The following is a 19965-nucleotide window of genomic DNA, read 5'->3' on the forward strand; positions in this document are numbered from 1 at the left end:
GCACGTGTTTCGTACCAGCGACATCGTCCTGATCGCCGTCATGGTTTCGGCGGCGGCCCTTACCTACAAGACCAAGCGCGAGGCCGAGGAACAATTGGCGGCGGTGCAGAAGATCCATGCGCAGATCCGCTATGAGGAGGACACGATCGACCTGCTCAAGGCCGACTGGAGCCTGCTCACCCAGCCGTCGCGGTTGCAGAAGCTGGCCGACCTTTACAAGTCGCAACTCGAACTCCAGCCGGTCAGCGCCCGCCAGATCGTCGGTATCGGCGATCTGCCGGCCAAGGCCCTGGACATTCAGGACATCCTGAAAGGACGCCTGGACGGCATGGCCGACAATTCCGACAAGGCGCCTTCGGGCGATAAGGATCCCGTGGTGACCGGAGGCATCGCCCAATGATCGGCAAACTGCTGAAGCGCCGCGCCAGGACCGGTGAAGGCGGATCGATCGTGGTCGAGGGCGCCCGCAAGGCGACCGGAGGCAAGGGCCGGACGCGCATCGTGATGACGATGGCGGTGTTCTTCGGCATCTTCGCGACCATTTCCGGGCGGCTGGTCTATCTCGGCTTCCAGACCCCCGACATGTCGGGCGGCCCGCAGAGCCGGGTCACGGCATCGCGGCCCGACATTGTCGACCGCAACGGCGAAGTGCTGGCGACGGACATCAAGACGGCCTCGCTGTTCGCCGAGCCGCGCCGCATCGTCGACGCCGACGAGGCGATCGAGAAGCTGTCGACGGTGCTTCCCGAGATCGACTACGAGCAGACCTATCACAAGCTGAAGAGCGGCGCCGGCTTCGTCTGGCTGCAGCGGCAGCTGACGCCCAAGCAGCAGTCCGACATCATGCAACTCGGCATTCCCGGCTTCGGCTTCCGCACCGAGAAGCGCCGCTTCTATCCGAGCGGCGAAACCTCGTCTTACATTGTCGGGCTCACCAACATCGACAACCAGGGCATCTCCGGAATGGAGAAATATGTCGACGAGCAGGGCTTGAGCGACCTGCAGGCATCGGGCCTAGCGGTCGCCAAGGATCTGAAGCCGGTGAAGCTTTCGATCGATCTGCGCGTCCAGCATGTGGTGCGCGACGAAATCGCCGCCGGCCTGGAGCGCTATCGCGCGCTCGGCACTGGCGCCGTTGTGCTCAACGTCAAGACCGGCGAAGTGGTGGCGATGGCCTCGGTGCCGGATTTCGATCCGAACAATCCTTACAATGCACAGGAAAAGGACCGGCTGAACCGGATGTCGGCGGGGCTCTACGAGATGGGCTCGACCTTCAAGAGCTTCACCTCAGCCATGGCGCTCGATTCCGGCAAGGCGACGATGGCGAGCCGCTTCGACGCTTCGCATCCAATCCGGGTCGGCCATCAGGCCATTCACGATTTCCACGGCAAGAACCGGGTGCTGTCGTTGCCGGAGGTGTTCCTCTATTCGTCCAACATCGGGTCGGCCAGGGAGGCCGAGCTGGTCGGCATCGAGGGGCACCGCGAATTCCTGCATCGCCTTGGAATTCTTGACAAGATGCAGACCGAACTGCCGGAAGTCGCCCGCCCGACTGAACCGAAGGTCTGGAAACAGGTCAATTCGTTCACCATCGCCTTCGGCCACGGCGTGTCGACGACGCCGCTGCAAGCGGCTGTCGGCTGCGCGGCGCTGATGAATGGCGGCTTCCTGATGAACCCTACCTTCCTCGTCCGCACACAGGAAGAAGCGATGGCGGTGGCCAAGAAAGTGGTCGGTGATAAGACGGTCGATGGCATGCGCTACCTCTATTCGCTCAACGCCGAGAAGGGCTCGGCCAGAAACGCCAGAGTCCCCGGCTACCGCGTTGGCGGCAAGACCGGAACAGCCGAGAAGGTCATCAATGGCCGCTACTCGAAGGAATTGAATTTCAATACCTTCGTCGCCGCCTTCCCGATGGACGATCCGCAATACCTCGTGTTTACGATTGCGGACGCCCCGCACCCGGAAAAGCCTGGCATGACAGACGTCGCGGCCTCGAATGCGGGGGTCATGGCCGGCAATATTATCAGGCGTTCTGCGGCCATGCTTGGCGTGAAGCCAGATTTCAGCCATGAAAATGGTGCAACGCTGGTGTCCTATCAGTGATTCTTGGGGCGCGCCGGCAACTGCGCGCTATTTTGTTGCGGTGAACGGGACTCGATGAAGCTCAGAGATCTAGCCGGTATCCTGCCAGTCGAAGGAACAGCTTCCGCCGATCTGGAGGTTACCGGCATTTCGTCGGATTCCCGCCAGGTAAAACCGGGTGTCGTCTTCTTCGCGCTCGCCGGTACCAAGGCGGACGGCGCGACCTATGCTGCAGACGCGGCCGGCCGAGGTGCTGCCGCGATCGTGGCAGGCAACGCCATTGCCGGGTTGCCGGTCCCGGTGCTGGCGGTCGAAGATCCGCGCCTGGCGCTGGCTCTGAGTGCGGCCCGCTATTTCGGCAGGCAACCTGAGACCATGGTCGCGGTGACCGGCACCAGCGGCAAGACGTCGGTCGCCGCCTTCACCAGGCAGATCTGGGAGCAGACCGGCTATGCCGCCGCTTCGATCGGCACCACCGGCGTGGTGGCGCCTGGGCGAAATGACTATGGCTCGCTGACGACGCCCGACCCGGTCGCCTTGCACCAGCTGCTCAAGGAATTGGCGGATGCCGGCGTCACCCACGCCTCGATGGAAGCCTCCAGCCATGGGCTCGACCAGCGCCGCCTTGACGGCGTCCAGCTGGCGGCCGGCGGCTTCACCAATCTCGGCCGCGACCATATGGACTATCATCCGACCGTCGAGGACTATCACCGCGCCAAAATGCGCCTGTTCGACGCGCTGTTGCCGAAAGGCGCGCCGGCCGTCATCTTCGCCGACGATCCGTGGTCGGCGCCGACGATTCACGCGGCGCAGGCCGCCGGGCTCGACGTGCTGACCGTTGGCCGCCATGGCGATTTCCTCAGGCTGAAGCGGGTCGAGCACGAGCGCCATCGCCAGCGCGCCGAGGTCGAGGCCGACGGCGTGCTTTACGAGGTCGATCTGCCGCTGGCCGGCGATTTCCAGATATCGAACGCGCTGGTTTCGGCAGGACTTGCCATTTCCACCGGAACACCTGTCGCCAAGGCCTTGATGGCGTTGGAGAAACTGAAGGGCGCGCCGGGCCGTCTCGACCTCGTCGGCACCACTGCCCAGGGTGCGCCGGTCTATGTCGACTACGCCCACAAGCCCGACGCACTGGAAAATGTGCTGGCCTCTGTGCGCCCGTTCACCACCGGCCGAGTCATCGTCGTGTTCGGCTGCGGCGGTGACCGTGACCGTGGCAAACGGCCGATCATGGGCGAGATCGCGACACGGCTTGCCGATGTCGTCATCGTCACCGACGACAATCCGCGCTCGGAAGTGCCGGAAACCATCCGCGCCGCCATCCTTGCCGCCGCACCCGGAGCCATCGAGATCGGCGACCGGCGCCAGGCGATCCACGACGCGGTAGCCATGCTGCATGCCGGCGACACGCTGATCGTGGCCGGAAAAGGCCACGAGGAAGGCCAGACGATCGGCTCCGAAACCCTGCATTTCTCCGACCACGAGGAAGTCCGCGCAGCACTCGTGGAGCGTGCCGCATGAGTTTGCTGTGGACCTCCGAGGCGCTGGTTGCGGCCATGGACGGGCGGCCGCTCGGGCCGATGCCGGAAGGCATATCCGGCATTTCGATCGACAGCCGCAGCCTGCAGCCGGGCGACGCCTTCTTCGCCATCAAGGGCGAGGCGATGGACGGCCATGACTTCGCCACCGCCGCCATCAAGGCGGGCGCCGGCGTGCTGGTGGTGGCGGAAGGCAAGCTGCCGTCGCTCGGCCGGCTGACGGCGCCGATCATCGTCGTCGAGGATGTGCTGGCCGCACTTGAAAAGCTCGGTGTCGCGGCGCGCGCCCGGTCCGAGGCCAAGATCATCGCGGTGACCGGTTCGGCCGGCAAGACCACCACCAAGGAAGCGCTGCGCCACGTGCTGTCGGCGGTCGGCAAGGTGCATGCCTCGGCGCAGTCGTTCAACAACCACTGGGGCGTGCCGCTGACTCTGGCACGCATGCCGGTCGATTGCGACTATGCGGTGTTCGAAATCGGCATGAACCACCCCGACGAGATCCGGCCGCTGGTGAAAATGGTGAGGCCGCATGTCGCCATCGTCACCATGATCGCGGCCGCCCACCTCGGCTTCTTCCGCAATCTCGACGAGATCGCCAGGGCCAAGGCCGAGATTTTCGAAGGCCTGGAGCCCGAGGGTGCGGCCATCCTCAACCGCGACGATGCGCGCTGGAAGCTTCTGGACAAGATGGCGCATGCCTCAGGCGTCGAGCACGTGTACGGCTTCGGCGAGAATGCGCGCTCGACCTTCAAGCTGGTCAAGTGCGAACTCCACGCCGACCATTCCGACATCACCGCCAGGGTCGGCGGCCACGAGGTGACGGCGCGGATCGGTGCGCCCGGCCGCCATATGGTGCAGAACGTGCTGGCGGTGCTGGGTGCGGCGCATCTGGTCGGCGCCGACCTCGACAGGGTGGCATCGGCACTGGCCGATCTTTCGGCCGAGCGCGGGCGCGGCAAGCGCCATGTGCTGCGCCACCCCGGCGGGCCGATCACGCTGATCGACGAGAGCTACAACGCCAATCCGGCGTCGATGGGTGCCGCCATGGCTCTGCTCAACGCGACGCCGGTGACAGGCGAGGGCCGCCGCATCGCCGTGCTCGGCGACATGCTGGAACTCGGCGACCATTCGGCCAAGCTGCATGCCGCCCTTGCCGACCTCATCGTCGGCACCGGGACGCAGACCGTTTTTCTGGGCGGTCCGGAAATGCGGGCGTTGGCGCAGACGCTGCCGGCTGAGATCAAGACGGAATACCGCGCCGGCGCCGCGGAGTTGAAGCCGGTGCTGCTTGCCGCGCTCAAGCCAGGCGACGTGGTGATGATCAAATCGTCGAAGGGCATCGGTTTTGCAAAACTGGTCGATGCGCTGCTGGGGAAGTTCCCGGCTGAAACGACAACCAAACAGACCTAGGTCGGGGGACGATAAGCGCATGTTCACACTGCTCGTCGATTTTGCGGACAAGATCTCGGTCTTCAATGTCTTCCGCTACATCACCTTCCGCACCGGCGGGGCGCTGATCACATCGGCGCTGATCGTCTTCATCTTCGGACCAACCATCATCAATTCGCTGCGGCTACGGCAAGGCAAGGGCCAGCCGATCCGCGCCGACGGGCCGCAGACGCATTTCAAGAAGGCTGGCACGCCGACCATGGGCGGGCTGATGATCCTGTCCGGCATCATCGGTTCGTCGCTGCTGTGGGCGAACCTGTCGAGCATCTATGTCTGGGTGGTGCTGCTGGTGACGCTGGGCTTCGGCTCGATCGGCTTCTACGACGACTATCTGAAGGTGACCAAGCAGTCGCATCTCGGCTTTTCCGGCAAGGCACGGCTGGCGCTCGAATTCGTCATCGCCGGCATCGCCGCCTGGGCGATCATGCACAACGGCCAGGCGCCGTTCTCATCGTCGCTGACATTCCCCTTCGCCAAGGAATTCATCATCAATCTCGGCTGGTTCTTCATTCCGTTCTCCTGCTTCGTCATCGTCGGCGCCGGCAATGCGGTGAACCTGACCGACGGCCTCGACGGATTGGCGATCGTGCCGATCATGATCGCGGCGGCGTCCTTCGGCGTCATCGCCTATCTCTCCGGCAACGCCGTGTTCGCCGAATATCTGCAGATCCATTTCGTGCCCGGCACCGGAGAACTGGCGGTCGTGCTTGGCGCGGTCATCGGCGCCGGCCTCGGCTTCCTCTGGTTCAACGCGCCGCCGGCGGCGATCTTCATGGGCGACACCGGCTCGCTGGCGATGGGCGGCCTGATCGGTACGGTCGCCGTCGCCACCAAGCACGAGATCGTGCTGGTCATTGTCGGCGGATTGTTTGTCGTGGAAATCCTGTCGGTCATCATCCAGGTCGGCTACTTCAAGATGACCGGCAAGCGGGTGTTCCTGATGGCGCCGATCCACCATCATTTCGAAAAGCTGGGTTGGACCGAAAGCCAGGTGGTGATCCGCTTCTGGATTATCGCCGTCATCCTGGCGCTGGTCGGCCTGTCCACGCTGAAGCTGAGATAGGAGGCCGATTGATCCCCGCCGCATCCTTCGCAGGCAAGCGCGTTTCGCTCTTCGGGCTCGGTGGCTCGGGGATCGCGACGGCGCGCGCGCTGATCGCCGGCGGGGCAGACGTGCTGGCGTGGGATGACAATCCCGACAGCGTCGCCAAGGCGGCGGCCAGCGGTATCGCAACGGGAGACCTGCGCGGCGCCGACTGGGCCAAGTTCTCGGCTTTCGTGCTGTCGCCGGGCGTGCCACTGACGCATCCCAAGCCGCATTGGACGGTGGAGCTGGCGCGCGGTTCCGGCGTCGAGATCATCGGCGACATCGAGCTTTTCTGCCGCGAGCGGATGCTCGACGCGCCGGCAGCACCGTTCATCGCCATCACCGGCACCAACGGCAAGTCGACGACGACCGCACTGACCGCGCATATCCTGAAAGCGGCGGGACGAGACACGCAGATGGGCGGCAATATCGGCCGCGCGGTGATGACGCTCGATCCGCCTGAGCCCAATCGGCATTATGTTGTCGAATGCTCCTCCTACCAGATCGACCTCGCGCCTTCGATCAACCCGACGGCCGGCATCTTGCTCAATTTGACGCCCGACCATCTCGATCGTCACGGCACCATGCAACACTACGCCTCGATCAAGGAGCGGCTGGTGGCCGGCAGCGAGACGGCGATCATCGGCATCGACGATTCCTGGTGCGCGCAGATCGCCGAGCGGCTGGAGCGGGCGGGGCGGCATGTCATTCGCATTTCCAAGCGGCTGCCACTCACCGACGGCTACTTCGCCGAGGGCGGCAATCTGATGGAAGCAGTGCATGGCCGCTACAGCCGCGTTGCTTTCCTCGAAGGCATCGGCTCATTGCGCGGCCAGCACAATGCACAGAACGCGCTGGCGGCGGTCGCCGCTTGCCTCAAGGTCGGGCTGGACCTCGGCGAGATCCAGTCGGGACTGGAAAGCTTTCCCGGCCTCGCGCACCGCATGGAGCAGGTCGGCCGCAAGGGCCATGTGCTGTTCGTCAACGATTCCAAGGCGACCAACGCCGATGCGGCAGCACCGGCGCTGTCGAGCTTCCCGCGCATCTACTGGATCGCTGGCGGCCTGCCCAAGGAGGGCGGCATCGAGCCGTTGCGCGGCTTCTTCCCGCGCATCGCCAAGGCCTATCTGATCGGTGAGGCGGCGCCCGCCTTCTCGGCGACCCTGGGCGAGGCCGTGCCGTACGAGATATCCGGGACGCTGGCCGCCGCGGTCGAGCACGCCGCGCATGACGCGGCTCAAGACGATACCAGCGAGGTGGCGGTGCTTCTGTCGCCGGCCTGCGCTAGTTTCGACCAGTTCAAGAATTTCGAAGTCCGCGGCGAAGCCTTCAGGCAAGCTGCGAATGCTATCGAGGGTGTGAAACCCATCGGAGGGGCACGATAATGCAGAGCCGTCTCGACAAAAGTCCGGTTGCGACGTGGTGGTGGACGATCGATCGCTGGTTCCTGGCGGCGTTCCTGTCGCTGATGGGGCTCGGCATCGTGCTGTCCTTCGCCGCCAGCCCGGCGGTGGCCGAGCGCATCGGCCTCGACAGTTTCCACTTCGCCACCAGGCAGATCATCTTCACCGTGCCGGCGCTCGGCGTCATGCTGGCGGTGTCCTTCCTCGAATCCAGGCAGATCCGGCGCATGGCGCTGATCATGCTGTGCCTGATGCTGGTGCTGATGGTGGCGGTGCTCTACATCGGCGTCGAGGTGAAGGGCGCGCGCCGCTGGGTGTCGCTTGCCGGCCTGTCGATCCAGCCGTCGGAATTCCTGAAACCCGCCTTCGTCATCATGTGCGCCTGGCTGTTCGCCGAACACAAGCGCCAGCCCGACATTCCTGGCAATCTGTTCGCCATGCTGCTGCTCGCCCTGGTCGTCTCGCTGCTGGTTGCGCAGCCGGATCTCGGCCAGACCATGCTGGTCACCGGCACCTGGGGTGTGATGTTCTTCATGGCCGGGTTGCCGTGGCTGTGGATCATTGCGCTTGGTGCTGCCGGCGTTGGCGGCGTCTTTGCCGCCTACACGGTGTTTCCGCACGTTGCCCTGCGCATCGACAAGTTCCTGACCGGCGAAGGCGACACGTTCCAGGTCGACATGGGCCGCGAGGCGCTGATCAATGGCGGCTGGTTCGGCGTCGGGCCAGGCGAGGGCACCGTCAAGCGGGTTATCCCGGACAGCCATGCCGACTTCGTCTTCTCGGTCGCCGGCGAGGAGTTCGGGCTGATCATGTGCTTCTTCATCATGTCGATCTTCGCCTTCATCGTGCTGCGCGGCCTCAACACGGCGCTGAAGGAGCATGACGACTTCACCCGCTATGCGGTCGGCGGGCTGGTCACCGTGTTCGGCCTGCAGGCCGTCATCAACATGTGCGTCAACCTGCAGCTGGTGCCGGCCAAGGGCATGACACTGCCTTTCATCTCGTATGGCGGCTCCTCGCAGATCGCTATCGCCATCTCGATGGGCATGGTGCTGGCGCTGACGCGCAAGCGGCCCGAAAAGCGCAAGCAGATGGGCTTTGCCCTGTCGCAGCGCGCCCTGCCGGCGGAGTGATATGGCGAGGGGTGTCATCCTTCTTGCCGCGGGTGGAACCGGGGGGCATCTGTTCCCGGCCGAAGCGCTGGCGCATGAGCTGAACGAGCGCGGCTGGACGGTGCATCTGGCCACCGACGACCGTGCCGAGCGCTTCGCCGGCCATTTCCCGGCTGCCGCCATCCATCCGATCCAGTCGGCGACGATGGGCTCGAAGAATCCCATCGCCCTGCTTGGCGCCTTCTGGAAAATCTGGCGCGGCGTACGCCAGGCTTCCGCGGTCATCGCCAGGATCAAGCCGGATGCCGTCGTCGGCTTCGGCGGCTATCCGACCCTGCCGCCGCTTTACGCGGCGACACGGCGAAAGGTGCCGACGCTGATCCATGAGCAGAACGCGGTGATGGGGCGCGCCAACCGGGCGCTGGCCGGCCGTGTCGATGCGATCGCCGGCGGCTTCCTGCCGCAGGACACCAGTGCAGCCGGCGCCAAGACGGTGACGACAGGCAATCCGGTCCGGCCTCCCGTGCTGGAAGCGGCCAAGACGCCCTATGCGGCATCGACCGGGGAGGAGCCGTTCCGCCTGCTGGTGTTCGGCGGCAGCCAGGGAGCCCAGTTCTTCTCGGACGCGGTGCCGGCGGCCATCGCCATGCTCTCCGAAACGCAACGCAAGCGGCTGGTGATCACGCAGCAGGCGCGCGCCGATGATGTGGCGCGCGTGAAGGCGGCCTATGCCGCCCTTGGCGTCGCCGCCGAAGTCTCGCCCTTCTTCACCGACATGGCGCAGCGCATGGCGGCGGCGCATCTGGTGATCTCGCGCTCCGGCGCCTCGACCGTTTCGGAGATCGCTGTCATTGGCCGGCCGGCGCTGCTGGTGCCTTATCCCTATGCGCTCGACCACGACCAGGCGGCGAACGCGGCAGCCCTTGCCGCCGCCGGCGGTGGCGAAGTGCACCCGCAATCCTCGCTTTCGCCCGAGCGCATCGCGGCGCTCCTCGGCGCGCTGATGGACAACCCCGAGCGGCTGGGGGCCATGGCGGCGGGCGCGAAATCGGCCGGCCGTCCCGACGCGGCACGGTTGCTCGCCGATCTCACAGAGGCTATTGCGTCCCAAAAAACCGTTTCAGACTTCAGGAAGGGGACGCACGCATGAAGATGCCGCAGACCATCGGCCTTGTGCATTTCATCGGTATTGGCGGCATCGGCATGAGCGGCATTGCCGAGGTGCTGCACAATCTCGGCTACAAGGTGCAGGGGTCCGACCAGGCCGACAGCGCCAATGTGCAGCGGCTGCGCGACAAGGGCATCGAATGCTTCGTCGGCCACAAGGCCGAAAATCTCGGCGATGCCGAGGTTGTCGTCGTCTCGACGGCGATCAAGAAAACCAACCCCGAACTGAAGGCCGCGCGCGAGAAGCTGCTGCCGATCGTGCGCCGTGCCGAGATGCTGGCCGAGCTGATGCGTTTTCGCCAGGCGGTGGCGATCGGCGGCACGCATGGCAAGACGACGACGACTTCCATGGTTGCGACACTGCTCGAAGCCGGCGGGCTCGATCCGACCGTCATCAATGGCGGCATCATCAATGCCTATGGCACCAATGCGCGCATGGGCGACGGCGAGTGGATGGTGGTCGAGGCCGACGAGAGCGACGGCACCTTCCTCAAACTGCCGGCCGAGATCGCCGTCGTCACCAACATCGATCCCGAGCATCTCGACCACTATGGCAGCTTCGACAAGGTGCGCGAGGCGTTCCGCCAGTTCGTCGAGAACGTGCCGTTCTACGGTTTCGGCGTCATGTGCACGGATCACCCGGAAGTGCAGGCGCTGGTCAGCCGCATCGAGGATCGCCGCGTCATCACCTATGGCGAGAATGCGCAGGCCGATGTGCGCTTCACCAATCACCGCATGGCCGGTGCCATTTCGGAATTCGACGTGGTGATCCGCAACCGCAAGAGCGGTGGCCAGACGACGATCGCCGGCCTGCGCCTGCCGATGCCCGGCCGTCACAACGTCTCCAACGCGACGGCGGCGATCGCGGTGGCGCATGAACTCGGTCTGTCCGCCGAAGCGATCACGAAGGGCCTGTCGTCCTTCGCCGGCGTCAAGCGCCGCTTCACCCATACCGGTTCGTGGAACGGCGTCGATGTGTTCGACGATTACGGCCACCACCCGGTCGAGATCTCGGCGGTGCTGAAGGCGGCGCGCAGCGCCACCCAGGGCCGCGTCATCGCCATCGCCCAGCCGCACCGCTTCACCCGGCTGCACGATCTGTTCAACGAGTTTTCCACTTGCTTCAACGACGCCGACACGGTGATGGTGGCGCCGGTCTACGCGGCCGGCGAAGAACCGATCGAAGGCGTGACATCCGATGCGCTGGTGTCGCGCATCCGTGCCGGCGGCCATCGCGACGCGCGCTACATCGAGGGTCCGGCAGCAATCGCGCCAATCATCCGCGATCTGGCCAAGCCCGGCGACTTCGTCGTCTTCCTCGGTGCCGGCAACATCACCCAATGGGCCTATGCGCTGCCCAAGGAGCTTGGCGGGACGGACTCATGATGCACGGCCAGGACCTGATCGACAGACTTGGCGACCGGCTTGCCGGCCTGCGTGGCCGCCTCACGCCGAATGCGGAGATGGACAAGATCACCTGGTTTCGCGCCGGAGGGCTGGCCGAGGTGCTGTTCCAGCCGGCCGATGAGGACGACCTTGCCGCGTTCCTCAAAGCCGTTCCCGAAGACATACCGCTGACCATCGTCGGCGTCGGCTCGAACCTTCTGGTCCGGGACGGCGGCATTTCGGGCTTTGTTATCCGGCTTTCGGCGAAAGGCTTTGGCGAGGCCGAGGTCATCGGGCCGACAAGGATCAAGGCCGGCGGCGCCACGCCCGACAAACGCGTCGCCGCAGTGGCGCTCGAAGCCGGCATTGGCGGCTTTCATTTCTATTACGGCATTCCGGGCGCCATCGGCGGCGCGCTGCGGATGAACGCCGGCGCCAATGGCGTCGAGACGCGCGAGCGCGTCGTCGAGGTGCGCGCGCTCGACCGCAAGGGCAATGTCCAGACGCTGAGCAATGCCGATATGGGCTACGCCTATCGCCATTCGGCGGCACCTGCCGGCCTGATCTTCACCTCGGCCGTGTTCGAGGGCTTTGCCGAGGACAAGACAGCGATCAAGGCGGCGATGGATGCGGTGCAGAACCACCGCGAGACCGTGCAGCCGATCCGCGAGAAGACCGGCGGCTCGACCTTCAAGAACCCCGACGGCACGTCGGCTTGGAAGGAGATCGACAAGGCGGGCTGCCGCGGCCTGATGATCGGCGGCGCGCAGATGTCGCCGATGCATTGCAACTTCATGATCAACACCGGAACCGCGACCGGCTACGACCTTGAATATCTCGGCGAGACGGTGCGCACGCGGGTGCTGGAGAATTCGGGCATCCGGCTGCAATGGGAAATCAAGCGCATCGGCAATTTCCGGCCGGGGCATGCCGTCCAGGAATTTCTCGGGCAACTCCTCTAAGGTGCGCTGATATTCAGGGGTGATGCCGGCCGCTCCGGTTCTCGAAAGCCATCTAGTTTGGTCGCTTCGCGCCCGTCTTCGACTCCGGCCTGGCCTGACTTGAATCTCAATACAGCTTGGCGCGCGTTGAAGTTCACGTGATGCATGAACTTCAACGAGGCCGAAACAGCCCGCGACCGTTGCTCCAAAGACTCAACGGCACACTTTTCTCATCCATTTTCTCAGAAAGTGAATCTCTCGGAATCGTAAGCGCTTGCCAGTGAATCAACTCTCTGATTCTCTGCTCCAAAGCGTTTCCTGATTTGAGTCGTTCGACGCGTTTTCAGCGTTTTCCGTCTGGGGGGCAACCTGCCGGGAGACTCTGACTCAATGTTGCGGAAAATATTGGGTTTTGGTCCGCCATGAGAGGGGATGACGGGGAATGAAAAGCAAGCATGTGGCCGTCCTGCTGGGTGGTTTCTCATCCGAGCGGCCCGTGTCTCTGTCCTCGGGAAAGGCCTGTGCCGATGAGCTCGAGAAGGAAGGCTACCAGGTCACGCGCGTCGATGTCGGGCGCGATGTCGGCTCGGTGCTTGCCGAGCTCCGGCCCGATGTCGCCTTCAACGCGCTGCACGGCCCGTTTGGCGAGGATGGCACCATCCAGGGCATCCTCGAATATCTCGGCATGCCCTACACCCATTCAGGCGTGCTCGCCTCGGCGCTGGCCATGAACAAGGAGCAGGCCAAGCGGGTTGCCAGGTCGGTCGGCGTCCCTGTCGCCGAATCGAAGGTAGCTAGCCGCTTCGCCATCCAGAGCAAGCACCCGATGAAGCCGCCCTATGTGGTCAAGCCGGTCAATGAGGGCTCGAGCTTCGGCGTCGTCATCGTGCATGAGGGGCAGTCGCATCCGCCGCAGATCATCGGCTCGTCGGAGTGGAAATATGGCGATACCGTCATGGTCGAGCGCTATATCCACGGCCGGGAGCTGACCTGCGCGGTGATGGGCGATGTGGCGCTGGGGGTCTGCGAGATCATCCCGACCGGCCATTCCTTCTACGACTATGATTCAAAATATGTCGCCGGGGGATCAAAGCACGAATGCCCCGCAAAAGTTTCACCGAATATTTACCAAAAAATACAAACACTGGCGCTTAAGGCTCACCAAGCGATCGGCTGTCGGGGCGTTTCCCGGTCGGACTTCCGTTATGACGATCGGCATTCCGAAAACGGCGAGGTTGTGTGGCTCGAGGTCAACACCCAGCCGGGTATGACGCCGACGTCCTTGGTGCCTGAAATCGCCGCCCAGGCCGGGCACTCGTTTGGCGATTTGTTGAGTTGGATGGTGGAGGACGCTTCGTGTCTGCGTTGAAATGGGGACAAGGCAAGGGGAAGGGCGCGGCCGGGCCGGCGCTGTTCGGCCTGCCGTTGTCGTTCGACCATTTCGTGCTGCCGCGTGTGCTTCGCCGCCCGGTGCGCATTCTGGCGCGCCTGGGCGTGGGTGAATTCCAGGCGCCGCGCTTCTCTGCGGCCATGATGTCTGCCGTGCTGGTTGCCTCGAGCAGTGCCTATGGCGCCTATCTCGGCGGCCATGTCGACGGCATCGTACAGAGCATCACTGCCCGCACCGGCTTTGCCGTCGATCAGGTCAAGGTGGTCGGCAATCGCCAGACCTCCGAGATCGACATCCTCGACAGGCTCGAACTCGACGGCTGGACCTCGCTGATCGGTTTCGACGCCGAGGCGGCGCGCGAACGGATTTCCAGCCTGCCGTGGATCGAGGTCGCGGCGGTGCGCAAGGTCTATCCGCACACGCTGGAAGTGCGTGTCGAGGAGCGCGAGGCCTTCGCGCTCTGGCAGCAAGGCGATCAGCTCTCTGTCATCGAGAAGGATGGCGCCGTGATTGCGCCGTTCTCCGGCGGCAAGCAGGTGCTGTTGCCGCTGCTGATCGGCGTCGGCGCGCCGGCCAAGGCGCCGGACTTCCTGGCCAAGCTCGAAAAATACCCCGAGCTCGCGACCCGGATCAAAGGCTACATCCGCGTCGGCGAGCGGCGCTGGGACCTCAAGCTGGACAACGGCGTCACCATCAAGCTTCCCGAGGATGGCGAGGACCAGGCGATCGCCGAACTCGTCAAGATGGACCAGGAAAAGGGGCTGTTGTCGCGCGACATCGCTGCCGTCGACATGCGCCTGACCGACCGGCTGGTCGTGCAGCTGACGCCGGAAGCGGCGACGCAGCGCGAGGCCGCCCTCAACGAAAAACCAAAGAGCCTGAAGCGCAAGCCGGAGACGAAGATATGAGCTGGCTTGGCGGTCATGGCGATGCCTCGTCGCGCCGGTCCGGCACCCTGACGGTGCTGGATGTCGGTTCGAGCAAGGTCTGCTGCATGGTGGCCAAGCTGAAGCCGAGCGATGACGGCAAGCTGTTGCGCGGCCGTTCGCACCGGATCCAGGTGATCGGCATCGGCCATCAGAAGTCGCAAGGCGTGAAGTCGGGTGTCGTCGTCGATCTCGACCGCGCCGAGCATGCCATCCGTCTGTCCGTCGACGCCGCCGAGCGCATGGCTGGGCTGACGGTCGATTCGCTCATCGTCAACATGACTGCCGGCCGGCTGAAGAGCGAAGCCTTCTCGGCCACCATCAATCTTGGCGGCCACGAGGCCGACGAAGCCGATATCAAGCGCGTGCTCGGCGCCGGCGCCAAGCAGGCCCTGAAAGCCGAACGCGAGGTCATCCATTCGCTCCCGGTCGGCTTCTCGCTCGATGCCGAGCGCGGCGTGCGTGATCCGCGCGGCATGGTCGGCGACGCACTCGGCGTCGACATGCACGTCTTGACCGGCGACGCCGCGCCGATGCGCAACCTGGAGCTTTCCATCAACCGCTCGCATCTGTCGGTCGAGCGCATGGTGGCGACACCCTATGCAAGCGGACTGGCTGCCTTGGTCGACGATGAACTGGAAATGGGCGCGGCCTGCATCGACATGGGCGGCGGCACGACGACGATCTCGGTGTTTTCGGAAGGCAAGTTCGTTCATGGCGATGCCATCGCCATCGGCGGCAACCACGTCACGCTGGACATGGCCAAGGGGCTGTCGACCTCGCTCGACGCCGCCGAGCGGCTGAAGGTGATGCATGGCTCGGCGCTGCCGGGCAGTGCCGACGATCGCGACCTGGTCTCGATCCAGCCGATCGGCGACGATGGCGACGTGCCGCTGCAAATCCCGCGTTCGGTGATGACGCGCATCGTGCGCGCCCGCATCGACGAGACGCTCGAACTGCTGCGCGACCGGCTGAACAAGTCCGGCTACGGCAATGCGGTGGGCAAGCGCGTTGTCTTGACCGGCGGCGCCAGCCAGCTTGCCGGCCTGCCGGAAGCGGCGCGCCGCATCCTGGGGCGCAATGTACGCATTGGCCGCCCGCTCGGCGTGGCTGGCCTGCCGGAAGCGGCGAAAGGGCCGGCCTTCTCGGCCGCGGTGGGGCTTCTGATCTATCCGCAGATGGCGAGCTTCGAGAGCCATCCGGCGAAAGGAATTTCCGGTCTGAGAATGACTGGGACGGGTGGAAAACTGCATCGCATGAGTCAGTGGTTGAGAGACAGTTTCTAATTGACGGGGACAGCCCCATAGGCGGCCGCGGCGGCGAAGCGGCGTGAAAGGCAAAGGACGGAGACAATGACCATCAATCTGCAGAAGCCGGACATCACCGAGCTTAAGCCGCGCATCACCGTGTTCGGTGTTGGCGGCGGCGGCGGCAATGCCGTCAACAACATGATCACCGCCGGTTTGCGCGGTGTCGAGTTCGTGGTGGCCAACACCGACGCCCAGGCGCTGACCATGTCGAAGGCCGACCGGCTGATCCAGCTCGGCGCGCATGTCACCGAGGGGCTGGGCGCCGGATCGCAGCCGGAAGTCGGCCGTGCGGCGGCGGAAGAATGCATCGACGAGATCATCGATCATCTGTCCAACACCCATATGTGCTTCGTCACCGCCGGCATGGGCGGCGGCACCGGCACCGGTGCGGCTCCGGTCGTGGCGCGTGCCGCCCGCGAAAAGGGCATCCTCACCGTCGGCGTCGTCACCAAGCCATTCCATTTCGAAGGCCAGCGCCGGATGAAGACGGCGGATTTTGGTATCGAGGAACTGCAGAAATGCGTCGATACGCTGATCGTCATCCCCAACCAGAACCTGTTCCGGCTGGCCAATGACAAGACCACCTTCGCCGACGCCTTCGCCATGGCCGACCAGGTGCTCTATTCCGGTGTTGCCTGCATCACCGACCTGATGGTCAAGGAAGGCTTGATCAATCTCGACTTCGCCGACGTCCGTTCGGTCATGCGCGAGATGGGCAAGGCGATGATGGGCACCGGCGAGGCTTCCGGTGAGGGCCGCGCGATGGCCGCCGCCGAGGCTGCCATTGCCAATCCGCTGCTCGACGAGACCTCGATGAAGGGTGCCAAAGGCCTGCTGATCTCGATCACCGGCGGCCGCGACCTGACCCTGTTCGAGGTCGACGAAGCGGCGACCCGCATCCGCGAGGAAGTCGACCAGGACGCCAACATCATCCTGGGCGCCACTTTCGACGAGGAACTCGAAGGCGTCATCCGCGTCTCGGTGGTTGCCACCGGCATCGACAAGTCGGCGGCTGAAATCGCCGCCGCGCCGATCTCGATCCGCACGGCGCCACCGAAGCCGGCCAGCCGTCCGGCCGTTGCCGCGGTGGAAAGCCGCCCGGCGCCGGTGCAGCAGACCGCCTATGAACCGCGCGCCATCGACCCGGTCGCCGAAGCCATCCAGCTGGCCGAAGCAAATGCAGCGGCGATGGCACAGGCTCGTCCGGTTCCGGTCGCCCACGCGGACGATTTCCGCCCGCAGAGCAAGATCTTTCAGGCGCCGCCAGCACAGCCGATGCCGCAGCCCGTGGTCCAGCAGATGCAGCCGGCTCCGCAGCCGCGCGAAATGCTGCAGCGCGAAGCCCCGCAGCCGGCCATGGCGCCGCAGCGGATGCCGCGCGTCGAGGACTTTCCGCCGGTCGTCAAGGCCGAGGTGGATGCCAAGAGCCGCCCGGTCGACCACGAGAACAACAGCGGACCGATGGGCCTGCTGAAGCGCCTGACCAACGGCCTGACCCGTCGCGAGGAAGAGCCTGCACGGCTGCAGCCGGCGCAGCCGCGCGAACCCAAGCTGCGCCAGGCCGCTCCTGAAGTGCGCCGTCTTGCCAGCCAGGATGCGCAGCTCTACGCGCCGCGCCGTGGTCAACTCGACGAGCAGGGCCGCCTGACACCGCAGGTAAGGGCGACTCAGGACGACGATCAGCTGGAGATTCCGGCGTTCCTGCGCCGCCAGGCCAACTGATCGTAAACGGGCTTTAACGATTGTTAACAGGCAGGCAAGGAATTGCTTGCCTGTTAACGTTTTAAATGATGTGATTTCAAGTACTTACAAAGCCGGACAGGATCCGGTTCGCGGTTACAAAGAGTAAGAAACCGTGATTTGGAGTCTCCCTCCCGCGACCTTATCTTCGCTGCCTACCATAGTCGGTTTGCCGGGATTTCGGGGGAAGTCGCCCCGCCTGCCGATTTCAACAAAGAGCCGCGCCCTCGGGCTGGAGAAGCGGACCTAGGCATTACGGGCTTATGGGGATTGTCTTGCACGACTATCAGACGACAGTGAAGACGCGCGCGTCGCTTACCGGCACCGGCGTCCATAGCGGCAAGGAAGTTTCCATCAGCTTCATGCCGGCGGATGCCGATACCGGCATCGTGTTCCAGCTTTTCAAAGGCGCAGAGCAGGGCCGCGAGTTCCGCGCCCTGGTTTCCGAAGTCGGCGCCACTGATCTTTGCACCATGCTTGGTGATCCCGCTGGCGAGCACATCGCCACGGTCGAGCACATCATGGCTGCGCTGTTCGGGCTCGGTATCGACAATGTCGCCATCGAGATCGACGGTTCCGAGGTTCCCATCTTCGATGGCAGCGCCATGCCATTCGTCGAAGCCATCGACCAGGCGGGCATAGAGACGCTCCCGGTCAAGCGGCGCTATATCAGGGTCATGAAGCCGGTCCGCATCGAGAACGGCGCCTCGTGGGCGGAGTTCAAGCCTTATGACGGCACCCGTTTCGAGATCGAGATCGACTTCGAAAGCCCGGCGATCGGCCGCCAGCTGTTCGCGTCCGACCTCAACGCCGATATTTTCCGCCGCGACATCGCGCGCGCCCGCACCTTCGGCTTCATGAAGGACGTCGAGCGGCTGTGGGCCGCCGGCTACGCGCTCGGATCCTCGCTGGAGAACTCGCTGGTGATCGGTGACGACAACCGCGTCATCAACATGGGCGGCCTGCGCTATCCCAACGAATTCGTGCGCCACAAGACACTGGACGCCATGGGCGACTTGGCGCTGGCCGGTGCCCGTTTCATCGGCTGCTTCCGCTCCTATCGCGGCGGCCACAGGATGAATGCGGCTGCACTGCGCCGCCTGCTTTCGGATCGTACGGCGTTCGAGATCGTCGAGACGACGCGCCGCGAGCGTGGCCGCTCCGCCGAGATGAACGCCGTCAACGCGCCGCTCTACGCGCCTTGGATGATCTGATTCTCCTGACTTTTTTCGGATTCCAAGGCAGGCAGCGAGTGTTGCACGAATGCACCACCCTGTTGGTGAAATTGCACGGATGTTCGAGCCGTGTCCGACCGCCACAAAAATGTGCGATTGGCCGGCGATAGCGTTGCCGGGCAAGGCGGTTATGGTTTATGGCTGCTGCCGTCGATTAGTGCATGTCGCCTGGAAGTGGGGACCAGTTTTGGGACAACGGCATGCAAACGCGCATTGAAATAACGCCGAAAGGGCGCAATCCAATCATGTTCTTCAAGCGAGTTGGTCAATTGAAAGCGCCGCAGCGGGCTGTTTTCCTGGCGCTTTCGGTGGTTGTTCCATCGCTCTTCCTGTCGGCCTGCATGTCGTCGGAGAAAGATATCGACCTGTCGACCTATGTCGACCAGACCGAGCCGGCCGATGTTCTATACAATCAGGGCCTTGCCAACCTGAATGCCGGACGCCTGGAAGAGGCGAGCAAGAAGTTCGATGCGGTCGATCGTCAGCACCCTTATTCGGAGTGGGCCCGCAAATCGATGGTGATGGGTGCTTTCGCCGACTATCGCCAGGGCAATTACGATGAGGCGATCGGCTCGGCCAAGCGCTATCTCACGCTCTATCCGTCGACCGATGACGCCGCCTACGCGCAGTACATCATCGGCTTGAGCTACTACCGCCAGATCAAGGACGTGACGCAGGACCAGAAGGAAGCGCGCCAGACCCTTCAGACGATGCAGGACCTGGTGACGCGCTGGCCGACATCGGAATATGTCGACGACGCCAAGGAAAAGATGCGCTTCGCCAACGATCAGTTGGCCGGCAAGGAAATGCAGATCGGCCGCTACTATCTCGAGCGCCGCGAATACATCGCCGCCGTCAAGCGCTTCCGCACCGTGGTGGAGAACTATTCCAACACGCGCCATGTCGAGGAAGCCTTGGCCCGCCTGACCGAAAGCTATTATGCGATGGGCCTGACCTCGGAGGCGCAGACCGCCGCCGCCGTGCTCGGCACCAACTATCCCGACAGCCCGTGGTACAAGGATTCCTACAAGCTGCTGCAGAGCAATGGGCTTGCGCCGCGCGAGAATGCCGGGTCGTGGATATCCAAGGCCGGGAAGATGATCACCGGCGGCGCCTGACCCCGGAGCATTGGACCGAAGCGTGCGCAACGCTTTTTCGGATTGATCCGGCGCTCAAACAAAAAGATAGTGCGG

The 19965-nt window shown here is 64.2% G+C and carries 16 protein-coding genes; all 16 read left to right on the forward strand.

Annotation, left to right across the window (positions count from 1 at the left end; genetic code table 11):
* The first annotated feature begins 4 nt into the window (after positions 1–4).
* Positions 5–400, forward strand: coding sequence for a cell division protein FtsL (ftsL, locus tag ACFSOZ_RS37390; protein ID WP_379106713.1), 396 nt, complete (start codon positions 5–7; stop codon positions 398–400).
* Complete coding sequence (locus ACFSOZ_RS37395) at positions 397–2106, forward strand: peptidoglycan D,D-transpeptidase FtsI family protein (RefSeq protein ID WP_379106715.1); 1710 nt, start codon at positions 397–399, stop codon at positions 2104–2106. The genes ftsL and ACFSOZ_RS37395 overlap by 4 nt, the downstream gene beginning before the upstream one ends.
* A 54-nt stretch (positions 2107–2160) precedes the next feature.
* On the forward strand, positions 2161–3609 hold the full coding sequence (locus tag ACFSOZ_RS37400) for a UDP-N-acetylmuramoyl-L-alanyl-D-glutamate--2,6-diaminopimelate ligase (protein WP_379106717.1): 1449 nt from the start codon (positions 2161–2163) through the stop codon (positions 3607–3609).
* Positions 3606–5036, forward strand: a complete 1431-nt coding sequence (locus ACFSOZ_RS37405) for a UDP-N-acetylmuramoylalanyl-D-glutamyl-2,6-diaminopimelate--D-alanyl-D-alanine ligase (protein ID WP_379106719.1) — start codon at positions 3606–3608, stop codon at positions 5034–5036. The genes ACFSOZ_RS37400 and ACFSOZ_RS37405 overlap by 4 nt, the downstream gene beginning before the upstream one ends.
* Positions 5037–5055: 19 nt before the next feature.
* A complete protein-coding gene (gene mraY, locus ACFSOZ_RS37410) occupies positions 5056–6138 on the forward strand; it encodes a phospho-N-acetylmuramoyl-pentapeptide-transferase (protein ID WP_013894667.1) in 1083 nt (360 codons plus the stop codon).
* An 8-nt stretch (positions 6139–6146) separates the two neighbouring features.
* Positions 6147–7547, forward strand: coding sequence for a UDP-N-acetylmuramoyl-L-alanine--D-glutamate ligase (gene murD / locus ACFSOZ_RS37415; RefSeq protein ID WP_379106721.1), 1401 nt, complete (start codon positions 6147–6149; stop codon positions 7545–7547).
* Complete coding sequence (gene ftsW, locus ACFSOZ_RS37420) at positions 7547–8698, forward strand: putative lipid II flippase FtsW (RefSeq protein ID WP_379106723.1); 1152 nt, start codon at positions 7547–7549, stop codon at positions 8696–8698. Before murD ends, ftsW begins: the two co-directional genes overlap by 1 nt.
* 1 nt (position 8699) lies before the next feature.
* Positions 8700–9827: an undecaprenyldiphospho-muramoylpentapeptide beta-N-acetylglucosaminyltransferase gene (gene murG / locus ACFSOZ_RS37425; protein WP_379106725.1), complete on the forward strand. Its 1128-nt coding sequence runs from the start codon at positions 8700–8702 to the stop codon at positions 9825–9827.
* Complete coding sequence (gene murC, locus ACFSOZ_RS37430; protein WP_379106727.1) at positions 9824–11230, forward strand: UDP-N-acetylmuramate--L-alanine ligase; 1407 nt, start codon at positions 9824–9826, stop codon at positions 11228–11230. Before murG ends, murC begins: the two co-directional genes overlap by 4 nt.
* Complete coding sequence (gene murB, locus ACFSOZ_RS37435; protein WP_379106729.1) at positions 11227–12192, forward strand: UDP-N-acetylmuramate dehydrogenase; 966 nt, start codon at positions 11227–11229, stop codon at positions 12190–12192. Before murC ends, murB begins: the two co-directional genes overlap by 4 nt.
* Before the next feature lie 421 nt (positions 12193–12613).
* Entirely contained in the window at positions 12614–13540 is a 927-nt protein-coding gene (locus ACFSOZ_RS37440) for a D-alanine--D-alanine ligase (RefSeq protein WP_379106731.1), read from the forward strand.
* Positions 13528–14469 (forward strand): cell division protein FtsQ/DivIB, encoded by a 942-nt coding sequence (locus ACFSOZ_RS37445; RefSeq protein WP_379106733.1) that lies wholly within the window; start codon positions 13528–13530, stop codon positions 14467–14469. The genes ACFSOZ_RS37440 and ACFSOZ_RS37445 overlap by 13 nt, the downstream gene beginning before the upstream one ends.
* Positions 14466–15773, forward strand: coding sequence for a cell division protein FtsA (gene ftsA, locus ACFSOZ_RS37450; RefSeq protein WP_023757015.1), 1308 nt, complete (start codon positions 14466–14468; stop codon positions 15771–15773). The genes ACFSOZ_RS37445 and ftsA overlap by 4 nt, the downstream gene beginning before the upstream one ends.
* Positions 15774–15839: 66 nt before the next feature.
* Positions 15840–17519, forward strand: coding sequence for a cell division protein FtsZ (gene ftsZ / locus ACFSOZ_RS37455; RefSeq protein ID WP_379106734.1), 1680 nt, complete (start codon positions 15840–15842; stop codon positions 17517–17519).
* A gap of 281 nt (positions 17520–17800) precedes the next feature.
* Positions 17801–18751 carry a UDP-3-O-acyl-N-acetylglucosamine deacetylase gene (lpxC, locus tag ACFSOZ_RS37460; protein WP_379106736.1) on the forward strand — a complete coding sequence of 317 codons (951 nt, stop codon included), beginning with the start codon at positions 17801–17803 and terminating at the stop codon, positions 18749–18751.
* Between the two features lie 266 nt (positions 18752–19017).
* Positions 19018–19890, forward strand: a complete 873-nt coding sequence (locus tag ACFSOZ_RS37465; RefSeq protein ID WP_379106864.1) for an outer membrane protein assembly factor BamD — start codon at positions 19018–19020, stop codon at positions 19888–19890.
* The last annotated feature ends 75 nt before the right edge of the window (positions 19891–19965 follow it).

This window comes from Mesorhizobium newzealandense (assembly GCF_042682145.1).
GTDB lineage: Bacteria > Pseudomonadota > Alphaproteobacteria > Rhizobiales > Rhizobiaceae > Mesorhizobium > Mesorhizobium newzealandense.